The following is a 17,380-nucleotide window of genomic DNA, read 5'->3' as shown; positions in this document are numbered from 1 at the left end:
TATATGCACTTGATTTTATAAACTTTAGTTATTTTTGGCTTAATAAACTTTCTATTTCTATTAGGTATCCTATAACATAATAGTTATTGTTCAATATTTTATTTCTAATAAATAATTTACTAGATTTAATAAGGGGATATCTAATAATCAATAACTATTAATAAGCCTCTGTATAGAAATTATATATAAAAGGGAGGCTATTAATATGTCTAAATTTATCGGAATTATTGGAATGTTTGCTTTACTAGGAATTGCTTTTGCTGTTTCAGAGAATAGAAAAGAGATCGATTATCATCCTATTATTGGGGGACTATTGTTACAATTAACCTTTGCTTTTATTATTCTAAAGCTACCAGTAGGAAAGATGGCATTTGAGAAATTAAGTGATGGTGTAGCTAAGATTTTAAGTTTCTCTACTGATGGTGCTGACTTTCTATTTGGTTCATTAATGGATACTGGATTTAGTTTTGCATTATCTGTAATTCCAACAATTATCTTCTTCTCATCTCTAATGTCTGTTTTATACTATTTAGGTATTGTCCAGAAAGTAGTAAGAGTTATGGCTAAGATTATGAAGAAGACAATGGACTTAAGTGGTGCAGAGTCTTTATCAGCTGCAGCAAATGTTTTTGTTGGTCAGACTGAGGCTCCTCTAGTAGTTAAACGATATGTACCAGATATGACTCGCTCTGAGATTATGGCTTTAATGACTGGTGGTATGGCTACTGTAGCAGGTGGAGTAATGGCTGGTTATATTGGTATGGGTATTGATGCTGGTTATCTATTGGCAGCTAGTATTATGTCTGCTCCAGCAGCTTTAGTAATGGCTAAAATTATTGTTCCTGAGACTAAAGAATCAGTTACTTCCGGTGACGTGGAAGTTAATTTAGATATTGATAATACTAATGTTATTGATGCAGCAGCAGAAGGAGCAAGTGAAGGTCTACAGTTAGCCCTAAATGTAGCAGCTATGTTATTAGCATTTGTATCATTGATTGCATTAATTAATTATCCATTAAGTTTCTTAGGTACTAGTTTAGAGCAGATTTTAGGCTATATTTTTGCTCCATTATCTTTCTTAATGGGAGTTCCAGTAGCTGAGATTCAAGAAGTAGGAAGCTTATTAGGCCAAAAGATGGCAATTAACGAATTTGTAGCTTATTCTAGCTTATCAGAAATGATTAAAGAAGGTACTTTATCTGCTAAGTCAGAAATGATAGCAACATTTGCTTTATGTGGATTCTCTAACTTATCTTCTATAGCTATTCAGGTAGGAGGAATTGGTAGTTTAGCTGAAGAAAGAAGAGGAGAAATTGCAGCGTTAGGTATTAGAGCATTAATTGGAGGATCGTTAGCAACATATATGACTGCTACAATTGCCGGACTTTTAATGTAGTAATAATTTTTTATTAAATTTTAGGGAGTGATAAGATGAAGTTTTTTCTTGATACTGCTAATTTAGATGAGATTAAAGAAGCGGCTAAACTTGGTGTAGTTGATGGAGTAACAACTAACCCTACTTTAGTGGCTAGAGAAGGAGATGTTGATTTTCATACTAGAATTAAAGAGATTTGTGAGTTAGTAGATGGACCGGTAAGTGCTGAAGTTATCAGTACAGATACTGAAGGAATGATTGCAGAAGCAAGAGAACTAGCAGATTTAGCTTCTAATGTAGCAGTTAAGATTCCAATGACAGAAGAAGGATTAAAAGCAGTTAATACTTTAGAAAGTGAAGGAATAAATACTAATGTTACTTTAGTCTTTTCAGCTAACCAAGCATTATTAGCGGCTAAGGCAGGAGCAAGTTATGTTAGTCCTTTTGTTGGTCGGTTAGATGATAGAGCCCATGATGGAATGAAATTAATTGAAGAGATTAATCAGATTTTAACTAACTATAATTTAGATAGTGAGATTATAACTGCTAGTATCAGAAGTCCACGACATGTAAAAGAAACGGCACTGATAGGAGCAGATATTGCTACTATACCATCTAGTGTAATTAAGAAGATGTCTGAACATCCATTAACTGATCTTGGTTTAGAAAGATTCTTGTCTGACTGGGAAGAAGTAAAAAATCAATAATTACTAGTTCTAGAGGCTTCTTAAATAGGAGCCTCTAGTTAATACATAAAGGAGTGATTTTCTTGTTAAAGGATGTAGCAAACATAGTTAGAGGATTATCAGCCGATGGTGTAGAACAGGCAGGATCTGGACATCCAGGACTGCCTATTGGCTGTGCAGATATAGGAGCATTATTATATGGTGAAGTAATGGATTATGATCCAGTAGCTCCTAAATGGCCTAATAGAGATAGATTTATTCTATCAGCTGGCCATGGTTCAATGTTACTCTATTCTTTATTACATTTATCTGGTTATGATCTATCTTTAGATGATTTAAAAGAGTTTAGACAGTTAGATTCTAAAACGCCAGGTCATCCAGAGTATAGTCATACACCAGGAATAGAGACTACTACTGGTCCTTTAGGACAAGGATTTGCTAATGCAGTAGGAATGGCAGCAGCAGAGAGAATGTTGGCTGATAGATATAATACAGATAAGCATCAGATTATAGACCACTATACATATACTTTATTAGGTGATGGTTGTATGATGGAAGGTGTAGTAGCAGAAGCTGCTTCTTTAGCAGGTCATTTAGGATTAGGAAAATTAATAGCTATTTATGATGATAATTCCATTTCTATTGGTGGTAATACAGATATTACTTTCACTGAATCAGTACCTGATAGATTTAAGTCTTATGATTGGCATGTAGTTGAAGTAACTGATGGACATGATATTTCATCTTTAAAAGAAGCAATTGTTGAGGGGAAAGAAGTAGAAGATAAGCCAACATTGATAGTTGCTAAGACTCATATTGCTTATGGAGCACCTACCAAACAAGATAGTAGTTCAGCTCATGGAGCTCCATTAGGAGAAGAGGAAATTAAAGGATTAAAAGAAGAGTTTGGATTACCAGTTGATAAGAAGTTTTATGTGTCAGATAAAGTTAAAGAATTCTTTAATCAGCGTAAAGAAGAGCTTAAAGAAAAACGTCAAAGCTGGGAAGAGAAATTTGAAGAGTGGGCCAAGGCTAATCCTAGTTTAAAACGAAGATGGGATGCAGGAGATAATCTAGAGTTACCAGCTAATTTAAGAGAAGTTATAGATAAGTTAGAGATTGAGACGCCAATTGCTACTCGTAAGGCTTCAGGAGCTACATTACGAAAGATTGCTGATCAAGTACCTTATTTAGTAGGTGGTTCAGCAGATTTAGCTCCATCTAATAAAACATATCTTAATAAATATGGTGAGATTCAAAAAGGTAACTTTAGTGGTCGTAACTTCCGATTTGGAGTAAGAGAGCATGCTATGGGAGCTATTGCCAATGGTATCTCTCTTCACCAAGGACTGAGACCATTTGTAGCTACTTTCTTAGTCTTCTCTGATTATCTGCGACCAGCAATTAGAATGGCAGCTTTAATGGGCCAACCAATTACTTATGTCTTTACTCATGACTCTATTTATATTGGTGAAGATGGGCCAACTCATCAGCCAGTAGAACAGGTAGAATCATTACGCTTAATCCCTAATTTAGAAGTAATTAGGCCAGCTGATGGAGAAGAGACCAAAGCTGCTTGGTTACAAGCAATGGAACGAACTAATGGGCCAACTGCTTTAGTACTAACAAGGCAGAACTTACCTCATCTAACCAAAGATAACGGAGTAGCTGGTGCTTATAAAGGTGGTTATGTAATAGAAGCAACAGCAGAAGCTGATATAACATTAATGGCTAGTGGAAGTGAAGTCTCCTTAGCTAGTGAAGTAGCTGAATTATTAAGAGCAGAGGAGAAAGCTACTAGAGTTGTATCTATTCCAGAGCGAGATAGGTTTGTAGAACAAGGTCAAGAATATATTCAAGAAGTACTAGGAGAAGATACTTTTAGAGTAGCTCTAGAGGCTGGAGTAGGTCAAGGCTGGTATCAGTTGTTAAATGAAAAATCTCATTTAGTTAGTGTAGAGGAATATGGAGCTAGTGGACCAGGTTTAGAAGTTGGTAAGAAGTTTGGTTTTGTAGCTCAAAAGATTGCTGAAGATATCTTAAATAAGTTATAAGTTAAATTTTTATAGTATGGACTAGGAATTTATTCTTAGTCCATTTTTTATTTTTTGAAGAATAATAGTTAATATTAAAATAAAGATCAAAAACACATAATTTAGAAAGATGAATATTATAATATGGTAATATATAACATATAATTATAAAATATCATTATAAGATATTAGGCGACTTATAAATCTATGGATTATTTCAATATTGATGGTAAAATATCAAAAAATTATCTTAAATTTAATGATAGATTATGATAATATATCAAGTGGCTTATAGTTTTTGATTAATTATTAATAATTGGCAACTTAGGGTCTGATAATAAGTAATCATAGCTTAGGGTATGATAGTAAGTGATTATAAAGTCAAACTAGGAGGGGTTGATTAAATGAGAGCTTACGATATTATTGAAAAAAAGAGACAAGGGGCTAAACTTACTACTGATGAATTATCATTTTTGATTGATGGTTATACCCGAGAGAAGATTCCTGATTATCAGATGTCGGCTTGGGCAATGGCTGTCTTTTTTCAAGGATTAGATAAAGAAGAGACAGCTAATTTGACTGAGATTATGGTCCAGTCTGGAGATACAATTGATTTAAGCAGGATTCAAGGTATTAAAGTTGATAAACATAGTACAGGTGGAGTAGGAGATACAACTACTCTAGTGTTAGCTCCTTTAGTTGCTGCTTGTGGAGCACCAGTAGCTAAGATGTCAGGTCGTGGTTTAGGTCATACTGGTGGTACAATTGATAAATTAGAGTCTATTACTGGATTTAATACTGCCTTACCACAGGATAAATTTATTGATAGTGTCAATGAAAAAGGATTAGCTGTAGCAGGGCAGACAGGTGATTTGGCCCCAGCTGATAAGAAATTATATGCTCTACGTGATGTAACTGCTACTGTTGATTCGATTCCCTTGATTGCTAGTAGTATTATGAGTAAGAAGATAGCTTCTGGAGCAGATGCTATTACTTTAGATGTTAAATTTGGTAGCGGTGCTTTCATGAAAGATTATCAAGGGGCTAAAGAGTTGGCCCAGACTATGGTAGATATTGGTCAGAATGTAGGTCGCAAGACAAGAGCAGTCATCTCTAATATGGATCAACCACTAGGTTTAGCAGTAGGTAATGCTTTAGAGGTAGAAGAAGCAATTAAGACTTTACAAGGAGCAGGGCCAACTGACTTAACAGAATTATGTCTAACTTTAGGTAGTCAGATGTTAGTTTTAGGTGAGATAGCTGATAATCAAGAAGAGGCTAGAGCTAAGTTAGAAGAAGTACTTGCTGATGGAACTGCTTTAACTAAGTTAAAAGAGATGATAGTTAATCAAGGTGGTCAGGCTGAAGTAATAGATAAACCAGAATTATTACCACAGGCTGAGCATAAGTTAGAAATTAAAGCTGATCAATCAGGTTATATCCAAAGTATTGAGGCTCATGATATAGGAGTAAGTGCTCTATTATTAGGAGCTGGTCGGGAGACTAAAGAATCAGAGATCGATCTAGCAGTTGGAGTTGAGTTGGCTAAAAAAGCAGGTGTTAAAGTAGAATCAGGTGAAAAGATAGCTACCTTATACTATAATGATGATAGTCAGCTTAAAGAATCTAAAGAAAAGTTATTAGCGGCTTATCAAATTGGTACTGATAAACCTGAAACAACTCCATTAATTTATGAAATTATAGATTAATATTAAAATCTGAAACTCTTTGAAAGGAGAGATTAAAGATGAGAGAAGAATTAATTGAAGCTGCTAGGAAGGCTCGAGAACAAGCTTATGCTCCGTATTCTAACTTCAAGGTAGGAGCTGCTTTATTAACAGCTGAAGGAGATATTTATACAGGTTGTAATGTAGAGAATTCCTCCTATGGTCTAAGTAATTGTGCAGAAAGAACAGCTATTTTTAAGGCTATTTCTGAGGGTAAGAAAGATTTTGAAAGACTTGTAGTAGTTACTGATACAGATAGACCTGCAACTCCTTGTGGAGCTTGTAGGCAGGTAATTAGTGAATTTGGCCCAGATATTGAAGTGATTATGGCCAATTTAGAGGGAGATACAATTGTTAAAGAGATAAATGAATTATTATGGGGTTCTTTTTCTTTAGAAGAAGTTGATAAGTAATAAAAAATAATAAATATTAAATTTAATAATTTGCTAAGGAGGCAATGAATATGTCTAAGTTTATTGGTGTTATTGGTATCTTTGTACTACTTGGAATAGCTTATGCTATTTCTGAGAATAGAAAAGAGATTGACTATCATCCAGTGATTGGAGGATTATTACTACAGCTAGTTTTTGCATTTTTTATCCTAAAGTTACCTATAGGTAAGGTGGCTTTTGAAAAGTTAAGCGATGGTGTAGCTAAGATTTTAGGTTTTTCTACTGATGGTGCTGATTTTCTATTCGGTTCATTAATGGATACTGGATTTAGCTTTGCTTTATCTGTAATTCCAACAATTATTTTCTTCTCATCTTTAATGTCTGTTTTATATTATTTAGGTATTGTTCAGAAAGTAGTAAAAGTTATGGCTAAGGTGATGAAGAAAGTAATGGATTTAAGTGGCGCAGAATCATTATCAGCTGCAGCAAATGTCTTTGTTGGTCAGACTGAAGCCCCACTAGTAGTTAAGAGATATGTACCAGAGATGACTCGTTCTGAGATCATGGCTTTAATGACTGGTGGTATGGCTACTGTAGCAGGAGGAGTAATGGCTGGTTATATTGGTATGGGTATTGATGCTGGTTATCTATTGGCAGCTAGTATTATGTCAGCACCAGCAGCTTTAGTAATGGCTAAAATTATTGTTCCTGAGACTAAAGATTCAGTTACTTCTGGAGATATAGAGTTAGAGTTAGATATTGATAATACTAATGTTATTGATGCAGCAGCAGAAGGAGCAAGTGAAGGTCTACAGTTGGCTTTAAATGTAGCAGCTATGTTATTAGCATTTGTATCATTAATTGCATTAATTAATTATCCATTAAGCTTTTTAGGGACGAGTTTAGAGCAGATTTTAGGTTATATATTTGCTCCATTATCTTTTGTAATGGGTGTACCAGTAGCTGAGATTCAAGAAGTAGGAAGTTTATTAGGACAGAAGATGGCAATTAATGAATTTGTAGCTTATTCTAGCTTATCAGAAATGATTAAAGAAGGTACTCTATCTGCTAAGTCAGAAATGATAGCAACATTTGCTTTATGTGGATTTTCTAATTTTTCTTCTATAGCTATTCAGGTAGGAGGAATTGGTAGTTTGGCTTCTGAGAGAAGAGGAGAGATTGCTGCATTAGGTATTAGAGCATTAATTGCTGGAAGTTTAGCGACTTATATGACTGCTACAATTGCTGGAATCTTGATGTAATAAGGAGGTAATAATGTGCAAGTTAAAGATGCAATTGCTAAGCGAAGAAGTATTAGAGATTTTAAATCTCAAGATGTAGAGAAAGAAAAGGTTAATCAAATTTTAGAAGCAGCTAGGTTAGCACCGTCAGGAACTAATATTCAGCCATGGCGTTTTGTTATTGTAGAATCAGAAGAGATGAGAGAAGAATTAACAGATACTACATTAAACTTTGTTGGTCAAGCACCAGTAACTATAGTATGTTGTGTAGATAAGAATGCTCTACAGTTTAGAAAGAGGCGTACTGTTGAATTGTATAAAGCAGGTGCTTTTGCTGGTACAGAGCTTGAAAATGTTGATTTTTCTAACTATCAAGGTAGAACAATGGATGATGAAGATAGAAAACGTTATTTACATTTTAATCTTGCTATTGCTATTGAGAATATGATTTTACAGGCAACTGAATTAGGATTAGGTAGTTGTTGGGTAATGATGTTTAATGATCAGAAAGTGACTGATTTATTGAATTTAGATGATAATTTAGAGCCAGTGTCTTTAGTACCAGTTGGTTATCCTGATCAAGATCCAGATCAACGTCCACGTTTAAATTTAGAAGATATAGTAATAGATAAACTTTAATTTATTTAATAAAATTGGTGCCATTAGGCACCAATTTTGATTTTTGGGTATATTGAATAGTTAGTTTTCTTTCGATTTATAAATTTTATAACCTATAAATCCAATTATTCCCACAAGAAGAGTCCAAGGAATTAATCTACCAATCAGGATAATAATTAGGTTAATACTTTCTATAAAGCCTTGTACTGCCTGTTGCAGACTATCTATTAATCCCCAAGCTTTATCATTAATTAGTTGTTTTGGTTGTCTAAATTGAATATTAATGGTAGATAGATTAACCTGATTATCATAATAGTTGATTCTACCTTGTAACTGTTCAATATTTCTGCGGGTTCTATTTAGTTCTTTTTCTATTTTTAAAATTTCTTCTACCTGTTTTGCTTCCTGTAATAACTCAAGATATCTCTTCTCCTGTTTTTTAAAATTATTTAATCTAGCTTGCAAATCAATATACTCTTTTGTTATATCCTTACTTCTAATCTGTTTGTTTTCTAGTCGACCTAGTTTATTAAGTTCTTCTATAAACGTAGTAAATTTCTGTTGAGGAACTCTAACTGTATAATATTGAAACTTTTGTTTGTTATTATGTCCCTGTCGAGAATTAGCAATATAGCCGTTATAGTTATTGACAATAGTTTTGATCTCTTCTGGGATAGTTGTTAGATTATTATTTATCAATTTTAAATTAGCTTCTTTAATAATCTTTCTAGTCATGACTTCTCTTTTTGATTTTACTTTATCTTTCTTAGCTATGTTACTGCTTTCCTTTATTCTATAATCAGTTGTTTGTTGTTTAAGGTTAGCTGTTCTAGCAGGATGATTATCTTGACATCCTGAAACTAGAACTAATAAAAATAAAGTGATAAGTAATAATTTAGTAGTGGCTTTTCTTTGTTTCATTATATTCCTCCTTGATTTGGTTGATTTAGTTTTAGTCTATCGTATTTAATTGATAAAAGCAATTATTCTATATTTAATGATTAATCCATTTATAGTATAATTATATACTATTGGAATATATGTAGTTGTGAGCTGTAGCTGTGAGTCATGAGCTATGAGTAGATGGTTTTATCATGAAGAGTTTCTGTGAAGTTTGAAGGAGGAGTCAGTTCAAAATCATAAGTACATATCAACCTCTTAAAACGTAGGCAGTGTAAGAATTTAGTTTTTAAATTTAAAGATTTTGAATTAGCTTATAGCAGATAGCTCAAGACACATGACTCATAGCTGTATCACTAAAAGTGACATTATACTAATAAAGAATAGCAGAAGGGGATATTACATTATGATGAAGAGATTATTATTGGTCAGTTGTTTAATAGTGTTATTAGTTTCTTTAGTTTCTGGGTTAAGTTTTGCATCTATTTTTGATTGGAAGAGTTATGAGACAGATGAATTTATTTTATTTTATCCTGCTAGTTATCAAAGACATGCCGAAGAGGTTTTATATTATTTAAAAAAGAATAAGTCTAACGTAATGGATTTAACAGGTAATCAACGTGATTTTAAAACAACTGTTATATTACAAAATACAGGACTAACCTCTAATGGTTACGCTCAACCTTTAAGAACCAAGATTAGTTTATTTACTACAAGTCCTCCTAGTAATTCTATCTTATCTAGTTATCAGAGTTGGTTACGACTAATAAGCATTCATGAATTTACTCATATATCTCAACTAACGAATTACTCTGGAGCAGCTGCTGATTCAGCTGATTTATTTGGTAATTTATTTTCTCCCAATCTGCATTCACCAATGTGGGTCATTGAAGGGATAACAGTTTATAACGAATCCCAAATTAGTCAGTACGAAGGTAGATTAAATGATGGTTACTATGATGCTATTTTAGCTACTAAGGCCCAAAATGGTAATCTTCCTTCTTTATTAGAGGCTTCTTATTTTCATAATCATTATCCAAGTGGTCAGTGGTATTTATATGGAGGTGCTTTCTTTCGTTATTTAGCTAGTACCTATGGAGAAGAAAAGTTAAGTGATTATTTTACTATTTATGGTTCATATGATTGGGCTCCTTTTTTAGGTAATATGTTTCCAGCTATGGGCATGGATCAAGCAGCAAAAAAGATCTATGGGAAGGATTTTCCTGAGTTATTTACTGAGTGGAAAAAAGATGAAGAATTAGAACATCAAGGTTGGCAGATAGCTGGTCAAGAAGTGACTACTACTGATAGAGTAGATATTAAAGATGTAACTAGTAGTAATAATCGGATCTACTATTTTCAGACTAAAGCTAGAGCAGTTGGCCCATTTTCTTATCCACCATTAAAAAGTATCGTTGAATACAATCCTACCACTGGTCAGAAGGAAAATTTATTAGAGATAACTAGCCAGCTTGTTGGTTCATTACAGATCCAGAATGGTAAATTATATTATGCAGTACTTGATACTAAACAAGGTTTTGCTAATATTCGACAACAAGGTTATGGAACTACTGCCTCTATATATTGTTATGATTTAGAGACTGGTCAACAAAAGAAGATATTAAGAACCGGTTTAAGAGATTTTATTGTTTTAGATTCTAGAAAGATTATTTATATTAAGGATTCTAATAAAGATTTTGGCTCAGGTCTATGGCAGTATCAACTAGGAGAAGATAAGAAGTTAGGTCAAGTCAAGCAGTTGATTTCAGAAGTAGAGCTAGTTGATGATAAACTAGTAGTAGTTAGTAAAAAGAAGTTAGGTTCGTGGAATCTTAATAGCTTGCAATTAGAAGATATGTCGGTAACTTCTTTAGTCAATACGCCTTATGTTGAAAAGTTAATTTCAGTAACTGGTAATCAAATCTACTTTACGGCAAATTACAATCAACAATATGCTATCTATTGTTATAATTTAGTAACGGGAGAGTTAGCTAAAGTAAGTACAGGTGATTATGCTGCTAGTGGAGTAGTTAATAAAGATCAACTTTATTTTGTTGGGGTTTCTAGTACAGGAGAGAAATTATATCGGACAGAATTAAGTAAAAAAAGCTACTCTAAACCTGAACCAGAAGAAGTTAATCCAGCTATTGATTTAGCAGAAGTTAAAGAGATAAAAGGGCAATCAGCCGTAGGTAAGAATCTAAGTTATATATTTAAACCTCATACAAGATTAGTGCCTAACTTATTGCAGGGAGAAGATGCTCTAGGTTTAAACTCTTATGTTGTATCTTACTCTGCCTTTGGTGATCTTGATTTTAACTTTACTTCTCAGATGTTGGTGCCACTAGAGGTATCGGTTACTAGTAGGCAACGAGAAGATAAGAGAGAGAATATCCTAGCTTTATCTTACCCACTGTATAAATCGTTAGATAGTGGATTATCTAGTGTTGAAACCAGTTATAAGACAGATTTTGATAGATCTATTCCTGGAATTAAGTTTGGTTTTAATTATCCTAATCAGAGATTTGCTGTCAATTTAGAATCTGATATAATTAATAATGGTTATAATAGTCAAGTTACCTATCAGTATTTATTAGATAATGGTAGCTTGAGATTCCAGGGGAGTAGGTTTAATAATTTTGATCAAACTAGAGACTTAAGAGGATATGAGTTAACTACTTATGAGCAAGCAACAGGTTACCAAGTTGGTGCTGATTATGTTCATAAGCTATTAGAGGTTAGAGAAGGTTTTTGGAATCCAAATCTATTTGTAGGTGATGTTTATGGTGATCTATTTATAGAACACTCTAGTATAGAAGAAGAGAGAACAGTTTATGGCTATGAAGTGTCAGGAGAAGTAGGAACAGCTTTTTATTTGCACTTGGTTCCTAAGCTCGGGATATCATTTACTGAAGATGAACCAAGAGGATACTTTAAGATTGATTTTGCCATGTAGATATTGGGAGTAGTTTAGATATAGAAAAGCAGACTGGTTAGAAAGGAGTTTTTCTAGTAATTGTGGCTATGAGGATTTTAATAATTGTTATTTTAGGTTCTCTTTTGTTTGCGATAGCACTGAAAAGTATTTTTATTTAATATGTAAATCTTTTAGAATGACAGAAAAATAATTGATAATTATTTAGAGGAAGGTAAGAAATAGGTGAAGGATTTATGTTTTGAATTAGTTAATACAATTTAAATTTAGAATCGATTTGGTAAAAGGGGTTTTCTTTTATTACTTTAGATGATATAATTATTTCCAGTCGCTCTTTTCTAGTGTTTTAAATGATTAGCTGCTTTATGTAATGCTAGAAAGTGGGCGAGTTTTACTTTTTTGAGTTAGAAAAAATTTTTCACATCAATTTAATATAATAAGAATTATATATTATGTATATGATTAAGGCAAATTTAAAGTTTTAAATATAAGAATAAAAGGAAATTAGATAAATTATTTTAAAGAAGTGGGGGATATCCTTTTATTTTTTATTAATAGTGTAATAAATGTATTTTAGGAGCTATTATACTTATTGATTTTAGTATCAAATTAATTTATAGATAAAGTTGATTTTGGTAATAGTATGTTATATAGTATTTATGACCTAAATTTAATAAAAATATAAGAAATTATAATAAAAATTGAGTATATTTTGTATAGTAGTAATTAATTATGTGAATCTAGGTTAGGGGGAATAATATGCCTAAAGTAAATAAGTCTAAAGTTAAAGAAATTATGAAAAAAAGAGGAATTAATACTCAAACTGAATTATCAAAAAGGATTGGTATAACTAGTACACAATTATCTCTTGTTTTATCTAATAAATTTAATCCAATTAAGCAAGAGATTATGAAAATCTCAAAAATATTGGGGATAATACCTACAGATATAATAGTAAAAAGGGAAGAAAACTTTACTTATAATTTTAATAATTATAATTATGCTTGTAATAGTGAAGAAAAAACTGATATGCAAGACTTAAAACTTCTTGTTGAGGTTCAAATTCCAAAAGTAGACGAGTCTAAAGTGAAAGAAATTATGAAAACCAATAATATTAGTACGCAGAAAGAATTATCAAAAAAGTCTGGAGTAGAAGAAGAAAAGTTATCTCGTATTTTATCTTCTAAATATAATCCTGTTAAAAGAACTGTTATACGTATTGCAGAAACCATTGGAATATCAGTTATAGATATTATATCTGAAGGAGATATAAAGAAGGAAGAAGAACCTAATTATAATAAAGATAAGTCTGATATAAAAGTCTTAGAACTTTTTGCTGGAGCAGGTGGATTGTCATTAGGTTTAGAACAAGCTGGGTTAGATACTGTTGGATTTGTAGAAGTTGATGATGACTGTTGTAAAACACTTAAGAATAATCGACCAGGATGGAATGTTATACATAAAGACATAAGGAAAGTCGATTTTACTAAATTTAGTAGTAACCAAATAGATGTTGTTACTGGGGGATTTCCATGTCAGGCTTTTAGTGATGCTGGTAAGAAATTAGGTTTTGAAGATACTAGAGGAACATTATTTTTTGAATTTGCTCGGGCTGTAAAAGAAATCAAGCCTAAGGTTTTTGTAGCAGAAAATGTTCCAGGTATAACAAGACATGATGGCGGTAAAACTTTAGAAACAATATTAAATGTTTTATCTGATTTTGGATATGATGTTAAATATAAGAAGTTAAATGCAGTAAATTATTTTGTTCCACAGAAAAGAAAAAGGGTTTTTATAGTTGGGACACTTCCAGAGGTCTCATTTGAATTTCCTGAGCCCTTTAATACAGTAGTTACGATAAGAGAAGCATTAAAAAATTGTCCAGAATCTGATGGGGTGGAATATTCTAATAATAGGGAACAGGTTTATAGACAAGTTCCACCAGGTGGTTATTGGAGGGATTTACCAGAGGAAGTTCAAAAAGAGTTCATGGGGAAAAGCTATTATTCAGGTGGGGGGAGAACAGGAATAGCTAGAAGAATGTCATGGGATGAGCCTGCTTTAACTTTAATGGCTTCGCCAGCCCAAAAAAGAACTGAACGTATTCACCCAGAGGAAACGAGGCCTTTTACTGTTAGGGAATATGCTAGATTACAAACTTTTCCTGATGAATGGGATTTTGAAGGATCAACACGTAGTAAGTATAAGCAAATAGGTAATGCTGTTCCTGTAAAATTAGCATATTTTATTGGTAATTCAATTAGAAATGCTCTTGGAAGAAAGGGAAATCAATTTAGAGATAGTATCAAAAGTAGTAATATTAATGAATCTAATGATTGTTTAAAAAGTGAAATAGTTTAATAATACCCCAAGATATCCTAGGATATCTTGGGGTATTAATTGTTTATGTCTTATGTAAGTGAGTTAAAATATTTATTCAATTCTTTTTTTCTTCAATTTCTTGTGCTAATTTAGTTATTGTTTCTTCTAATAACTCTGTAGAATCAAATTCAATTGCCACTTCGCCAAATGCATCAATGAGTTTTTTATAGAATTCTTTATTACCTGTTAATCTATACCAAAATTCTTTTCCAGCAATAACTGGATGTTCTTGATTGATTTTTTGGTAATGATCATTTAATTGTTTTTCTTCACCGTATAGAACGCCTACCATTAAATCATTTAAACCAATTTGTAAATTGTTAGTTCGGGCAAGATTTTTTATGTTAGTGAAATGATCTAAAATGGTTTTAATATCATCTTTATTAATAGTATTGGGACCGGCTTTAATTTGACAATATTTTTTACGACTATCAACTTGGTCAATAAATTCAATATCTAGCCCTGAAATGGCTGATCCGAATCCATCTAAAACATTACTACAAAATAGTTGAATGTTTGTTCCAAAAGATGTAGTAATAGAAGTTCCTAAGGTTCGGGGATAAATTAATGCTTTGGCTATACTTTTTGGGTTGCTATTTCCAGTTAGGAAATTAGCCAAATATTCAGTAAGAAAAGGATTGGGATTAAATTCTTTAAGGTTAGAAAGTTTTTCAGTATTTTGAATATGGTTTTGGGCTATTTTCTCTCTAAAAAAATCTTTAGCTTTATTGAGAATTTGTTCTTGCTCTTTTTTATTCATATTTTATCCTCCTTTTTAAGATTATAACATTTAATATCATTATACAAAAATATAATATAAAACTAAAGAAAAATATGGATTCATTAGAGTTATAGGTATCCATTAATGTATTTAATTCTATAAAATAGAAAAAATAGTAATAAAATTATAAAGGAATTTTATTACTATTATGTAAAGTTTTAATATGCAATTAAAAACTACTTAAGTGGGTGTTAACAATGAATAAATTATATATCGGGCCAACTGGCTCAGGCAAGACGACTATCTTACGAAAACATTATGAAGAAATAGGTAATGAGTATAAAACAGATGATATTTTAACTTTAGTTAATAATGGCAATAATGTCCGAGAGTGGCGGACTGAACTTGATTTAGAAGTTAGTGGAAACTTACATATTTATAGTTATTTTAGTTTTGTTCAACAAGAGGTTAAGAAATACTGGTATTTAATTGAAAAGAAGTTAGAGAAGGGTAGACAGACTTTAGCTCCAGTAATGATGACTGTTGAACCAGCCCACTATATTATGAGTAAGTTAGTAGAGAATAAACGACAGCAAGGTAGATTTCTTTCTGTTAATGCTACTGCCTCTCAAATTGCTCTGCAGTTGATTGATAATTTAAATTATGCTGCTATGAATAACCTTTCCTTTTCTCAAATAGAGGATAGGCTAACAGCCTGGGCCAACAATGATCAAGCCAAGCAGGATACTTTCCAAGCAAGTGTTGAAGTGATGAATTGGTTTCGTGACTTATGTCGCAAAGAGCGTTGTTTAGATTATTCACTATCTGTAGATTTATATAATCAATATTTATTGGCTAATGAAGAGTATTATCAAAAACTTACTACTAGATATGATTACTTAATTGTTGATAATAGTGAACAATTAGTACCTACAGCCCAAGATTTAGTTTTAGAGTTAGTACCCGAGGTAGAAGATACTTATCTAGCTTATAATCCTGAAGCAGGTTTTGGACGATTCTTTGGTTCAGCTCCAAAGTTGGCCCAAGATAACTTCTTAGCTGTAGCAGATGAGGTAGTAGAATTAGAAGAGTCTCATACTGCTTCTTCTGAGGCTAGAGAATTAGCATCAGATCTAGCTGGTCAAATTCTAGATGGTGAATCATTAGCAAGTAGTGACTTCATTATTGAGCGAATAGATACAGAATTACGTAGTGAGATGATAGCTAGTATTTGTAAAGAAGTAGATAAGTTAGTTGAGTCAGGAGTTAACCCTGGAGAGATTGCTTTAGTAGCTCCTTATACTGATAAAGTTTTAGAATTTACTCTAGAGAATCATTGTCAACAACAGGATTATGATCTATTAAATTTAACCCAGAGTAGATTATTATTAGAGAATCGCTTTGCTCAAGCTTTAATTGTAATGACTGTCTTAGCCAATCAAGAATGGGAGATAGAACTTAGCTTTTCAGCTATAGTCCAGACTTTACATTTGATTTTAGATTTTGATCCGATACGTAGTTCAGTCTTAGCTGAAGCTGTCAAGGAACAAGATTTAAAGTTACCAGAAATAGATGAAGTAGGACTTCGCTCTCAAGTAGGCTTTAAAGAGTCTGAGAAATACGAAGAATTTAAAGACTGGATTAGCCAATGGCAAGAGGAAGATTTTAAGCTGGAGTACTTTTTTCGAGCTGCTTTTGGTGGTTTCTTATCTACCTTATCTCCTAGTCAAGAAGATATTTTGGCTTGTCGACAGTTAATTAAGTCTGTTACTAACTTTAAAGAGGTCATGCAAGAGTTTAGAAGGTATGAAGAAGAGGACTTAGGAGTCAAATTTGTGGAAATGATAAATGATGGTACTCTAGCAGCTGAGACATTATTTGAACCAGAAGATTTAGAAGAACAATTGATTTTGGCTACCCCATATACTCTACTATCTATTCCTTATTTAAAAGAGGTTAAGTATCTATTCTTATTAGATATCTCTAGTGAATTATGGTTATTAGGAGGAAGTAAAGAGTTGAGTAATCCTTATATTTTATCACGAGAAGTTGAAGATCCAAGTTGGGGAGATGGAATATCTCAAGTTCTTAAGAAAGAACAGTTAAGTGATTATTTACAGAGCTTGTTGAGTAAAGTTAATGAGGGAGTCTATTTAGCTGATAGTAGCTTTAATAGCCGAGGTTGGGAACAGATGGGCCAACTATCGGAGTGGCTAAATTAGTTGACAGTGTACAATTTACAGTTGACAGTTAAAATCAAAACTATAGGATTTAGTTTTTTATGAGAATAGTACTTTAATTGATATAAAGTGGCACTTTCGTGTCACGGCTATCAGCAAATGGGTTTTATTACGTAAGGTCTTGATTTCA

The 17,380-nt window shown here is 32.5% G+C and carries 12 protein-coding genes and 1 pseudogene; 11 read left to right on the top strand and 2 right to left on the bottom strand.

The annotated features are described in order from the left end of the window. The first annotated feature begins 205 nt into the window (after positions 1 to 205). From ACYQ39_RS02655 to ACYQ39_RS02625, 7 genes are all read left to right on the top strand, one after another. Entirely contained in the window at positions 206 to 1,396 is a 1,191-nt protein-coding gene (locus tag ACYQ39_RS02655) for a NupC/NupG family nucleoside CNT transporter (protein ID WP_459840328.1), read from the top strand. 35 nt (positions 1,397 to 1,431) lie between these two features. Beyond that, complete coding sequence (gene fsa, locus ACYQ39_RS02650; RefSeq protein WP_459840327.1) at positions 1,432 to 2,082, top strand: fructose-6-phosphate aldolase; 651 nt, start codon at positions 1,432 to 1,434, stop codon at positions 2,080 to 2,082. Between the two features lie 62 nt (positions 2,083 to 2,144). Then, a complete protein-coding gene (gene tkt / locus ACYQ39_RS02645) occupies positions 2,145 to 4,115 on the top strand; it encodes a transketolase (RefSeq protein ID WP_459840326.1) in 1,971 nt (656 codons plus the stop codon). Positions 4,116 to 4,498: 383 nt separating this feature from the next. Then, positions 4,499 to 5,803, top strand: a complete 1,305-nt coding sequence (locus ACYQ39_RS02640; protein ID WP_459840325.1) for a pyrimidine-nucleoside phosphorylase — start codon at positions 4,499 to 4,501, stop codon at positions 5,801 to 5,803. Between the two features lie 38 nt (positions 5,804 to 5,841). Next, on the top strand, positions 5,842 to 6,234 hold the full coding sequence (locus ACYQ39_RS02635; protein WP_459840324.1) for a cytidine deaminase: 393 nt from the start codon (positions 5,842 to 5,844) through the stop codon (positions 6,232 to 6,234). A gap of 50 nt (positions 6,235 to 6,284) precedes the next feature. Continuing rightward, positions 6,285 to 7,475 (top strand): NupC/NupG family nucleoside CNT transporter, encoded by a 1,191-nt coding sequence (locus ACYQ39_RS02630; RefSeq protein WP_459840323.1) that lies wholly within the window; start codon positions 6,285 to 6,287, stop codon positions 7,473 to 7,475. 15 nt (positions 7,476 to 7,490) lie between these two features. Beyond that, a complete protein-coding gene (locus ACYQ39_RS02625) occupies positions 7,491 to 8,093 on the top strand; it encodes a nitroreductase family protein (RefSeq protein ID WP_459840322.1) in 603 nt (200 codons plus the stop codon). A gap of 60 nt (positions 8,094 to 8,153) precedes the next feature. On the opposite strand, the gene ACYQ39_RS02620 is transcribed toward ACYQ39_RS02625, so the two are convergent. After that, positions 8,154 to 8,993 carry a DUF4349 domain-containing protein gene (locus ACYQ39_RS02620; RefSeq protein WP_459840321.1) on the bottom strand — a complete coding sequence of 280 codons (840 nt, stop codon included), beginning with the start codon at positions 8,991 to 8,993 and terminating at the stop codon, positions 8,154 to 8,156. Positions 8,994 to 9,378: 385 nt separating this feature from the next. On the opposite strand from ACYQ39_RS02620, the gene ACYQ39_RS02615 reads away from it, so the two are divergent. The 3 genes and pseudogenes from ACYQ39_RS02615 (at position 9,379) to ACYQ39_RS02605 (ending at position 14,268) form a co-directional block, all read left to right on the top strand. After that, on the top strand, positions 9,379 to 11,928 hold the full coding sequence (locus ACYQ39_RS02615; RefSeq protein ID WP_459840320.1) for a DUF5050 domain-containing protein: 2,550 nt from the start codon (positions 9,379 to 9,381) through the stop codon (positions 11,926 to 11,928). Between the two features lie 738 nt (positions 11,929 to 12,666). Beyond that, positions 12,667 to 12,852: pseudogene (locus tag ACYQ39_RS02610) on the top strand (helix-turn-helix transcriptional regulator); the annotation flags it as partial. A 153-nt stretch (positions 12,853 to 13,005) separates the two neighbouring features. Further along, the gene (locus ACYQ39_RS02605; RefSeq protein WP_459841621.1) at positions 13,006 to 14,268 is read left to right on the top strand and encodes a DNA cytosine methyltransferase; all 1,263 of its coding nucleotides are present in this window, start codon (positions 13,006 to 13,008) and stop codon (positions 14,266 to 14,268) included. Between the two features lie 76 nt (positions 14,269 to 14,344). Here ACYQ39_RS02605 and ACYQ39_RS02600 read toward each other — a convergent pair whose 3' ends face one another. Then, positions 14,345 to 15,049, bottom strand: a complete 705-nt coding sequence (locus ACYQ39_RS02600) for a PmeII family type II restriction endonuclease (protein ID WP_459840319.1) — start codon at positions 15,047 to 15,049, stop codon at positions 14,345 to 14,347. Positions 15,050 to 15,267: 218 nt separating this feature from the next. Here ACYQ39_RS02600 and ACYQ39_RS02595 point away from each other — a divergent pair, with 218 nt between their 5' ends. Then, entirely contained in the window at positions 15,268 to 17,232 is a 1,965-nt protein-coding gene (locus tag ACYQ39_RS02595) for an ATP-binding protein (RefSeq protein ID WP_459840318.1), read from the top strand. The last annotated feature ends 148 nt before the right edge of the window (positions 17,233 to 17,380 follow it).

This window comes from Halanaerocella petrolearia (assembly GCF_054657875.1).
This window is presented reverse-complemented; position numbering and strand designations above follow the sequence as displayed.